The organism is Massilia sp. CT11-108, assembly GCF_047302915.1.
Classification (GTDB): domain Bacteria; phylum Pseudomonadota; class Gammaproteobacteria; order Burkholderiales; family Burkholderiaceae_D; genus Telluria; species Telluria orientalis.
The window spans coordinates 1-2,467 of sequence record NZ_JBKYMO010000679.1; the positions used below are offsets into that span (position 1 = coordinate 1).

At 69.9% G+C, this 2,467-nt stretch carries 1 protein-coding gene and 1 pseudogene; both read right to left on the bottom strand.

Annotated elements, in window-relative coordinates; genetic code table 11:
- A pseudogene (locus tag ACEN88_RS29340) lies at positions 1-217 on the bottom strand (3-phytase); the annotation flags it as partial.
- On the bottom strand, positions 217-2,467 hold a 2,251-nt coding region (locus tag ACEN88_RS29345; RefSeq protein ID WP_413345368.1), incomplete at its 5' end, for a TonB-dependent receptor. The gene ACEN88_RS29345 and the pseudogene ACEN88_RS29340, both read right to left, overlap by 1 nt.

The following is a 2,467-nucleotide window of genomic DNA, read 5'->3' on the forward strand; positions in this document are numbered from 1 at the left end:
ACTGGCCGCCGCGCACGTCGAACTGGCGGCCGCGCACGGCGACGCTGGCGCGCTCGTTACCGGTGCCATCGACGAGGCGCAGCGCGTGCTTGTCCAGCGCGAGCCAGCCGCCGCCGGGCAGCGCGGCCAGTTCGTTCGCACCGTGCAGCGCGGGCGGGATGACTTGCGCGTGGGCCGTCGTGGCGAGCAGCGCGGCGTACAGGAGGATCGTTTTCATCAGAACAGGCTCGCTTTCAGGCCGATCTTGTACGTGCGCCCGTAGCGTTCGTACTGGACGTTGTGGCCCTTCACGCCCTGGTACACGTAATAGGTTTCGTTGTTCAGGTTCGCGGCGTCGAACGACAGCTGCCAGCGCTTGCCCAGTTGCCAGGCGAGCGAGAAATCGACCTGCTTCTGCGTGTCGACGATGTGGTCCTGCATCGGGTCGTTCACGTCCCCGCCCAGCTCCAGCAGATACGGCGACTTGTAGTTGACGGCGATGCGCGTGGACAGCGGACCCGCTTCGTACCCCAGCATCAGGTTGGCCATGCGCTTCGCCTGGCCCGGCATGCGGATGCCGCGACCGCCGATGTCGGCGCTGGACGACGTGAGCGTCGCGTTGGCGCCGACGAGCAGGCCGTTGAACGGCGCGGGCAGCATGCGCAGCGGCTGCTGCCACGCCAGTTCGAGGCCGCGCACGTCGGCATCGTCGCCGTTCGCGTATGACGTGGCCGTCGTATAGCCCACCCACCGGCCCGTGCCCGCGAGGTTGGCGGCATACGTGAAATTGCGGATGTCCTTGTAGAACGCATAGGCCGACACGACGCCGCCGCTGCCCAGGATGCGCTCGATGCCGGCGTCGAGGTCGTGTGCTTTCAGCGGCGCGAGGTCCGGGTTGCCGATCGTCGCCTCGGTCGCGCTGGCCAGGCTGATGCCGGGCGCGAGCTGGCTGAAGTTGGCGCGCACGACGGCGTTCGTCCACGCGGCACGCACGCTCGTGGCGCGGTCGATGTCGTAGCGCACCTGCACGCCGGGCAGCCAGTTGGTGTAATTGCGATCTGCGTGGCGCGGCGTGATCGTGGTGCCGGCCACTTCGTTGCCGTCGGCCGCGAAGCGCGTCCGTTCGGCGCGCACGCCGGCCAGGATCGTCCACGGGCCGCGCATGAGGCTCGTTTGCACGTAGCCGGCATCGATGTCTTCGCGCATGCCGTAGTCGTTCAGCGCCGATTCGGCGACCAGGCGCGCTGTGGCGCGATCGAGCCCCGCCACGCGGGCGCGAATCAATGCTGGGTCGAGCGCGGCGCCGATCGTGCCCGGCGCATAGTCCAAGGAGGCGCCGTTCGTGAACGCGGACATCGATGTCGAACCCGGACCCCAGTAGTTGCCGCTCGTGGTTTTGCCGCTGTTGTAGGCCCACTGGTTCGTGTCGTTGTCCTTGTCGCGCCGGATCGCCTTGGCGCCGAATTTCACGTTGCCGCGCCAGTCGCGGGCGTCGACGTCGCGCGCGAGGTCCACGCGCAGCTGGTGCGTGCGGTCGGACGAGTAGCGCTGCTGCAGCGTGATGGCGTTCAGCGCGTAGCTGGCCGGATCGAACACGGCGCCTGGTGCGATCAGGTGCGGCTGCACGCCGTCCGTGAAGCCGATGCCGGCAAAGCTGGACGTGCCGCGGAAACGGCCGTCGTTCAGCGACTCCGGCGTGTCTTCGCTGGCGCGGGTGCCGGCCGCTTCCGCATGGACCTTCCACGCGTCGATGCGGTGGTCGGCGGCGAGGCTGACCGAGCGGATCTCCTGCGTGTACTTGCGCTGGCGGATGCGGCGTTCGACGCGGGCCGTATCCGTCGTTCCCTCGGCCAGCGCGCCGCCCTTGACGTTGCTGACCGTGAGGCGGTCGCGCACCTCGTCGTCCGAAAAGCGCGACAGGAAGCTGCGCAGGGCGACGCTGGTGTCGGCATCGGGACGCCAGTCGACGTTCAGCGCGGCCGCGCGGCGCGTGCGTGCCGGCAGGTAGTCGCGCAATTCGAAGCCGGACAAGCGGTTGCCGCTCCACGCGCCGCCCGTCTCCACGTTGTCCGAGCCGAACCTGCGCTTCTCTCCCGACAGGCCGGCCGCGACGCCCAGCGTCCCGCCCGCGAAGCGCTGCGCCCACAGGGCGTTGGCGGATGGGCTGGTGCGGTGCGTGAGGTCGTCGTGGCTGGCGGCCGTGCCCACGCTGAGCAGGCGGCCCGGCAGGTCGAACGCGGACAGGGTCTTGACGTCGATGCTGCCGCCCAGCGCGTTCGCGTCCTGGTCGGGCGTGAGGGTCTTGGCGACGGCCAGTTCGCGGATCAGGCCCGCCGGCAGCACGTCCAGCGCGACGGCGCGGCGCGACGCTTCCGGCGACGGCACGGTCGCGCCGTTGATGGTGACGCTGTTGTAATCGGCATCGAGGCCGCGCACGACGACGTAGCGGCCTTCGCCCTGGTCGCGCTGCACCGCGACGCCCGGCAGG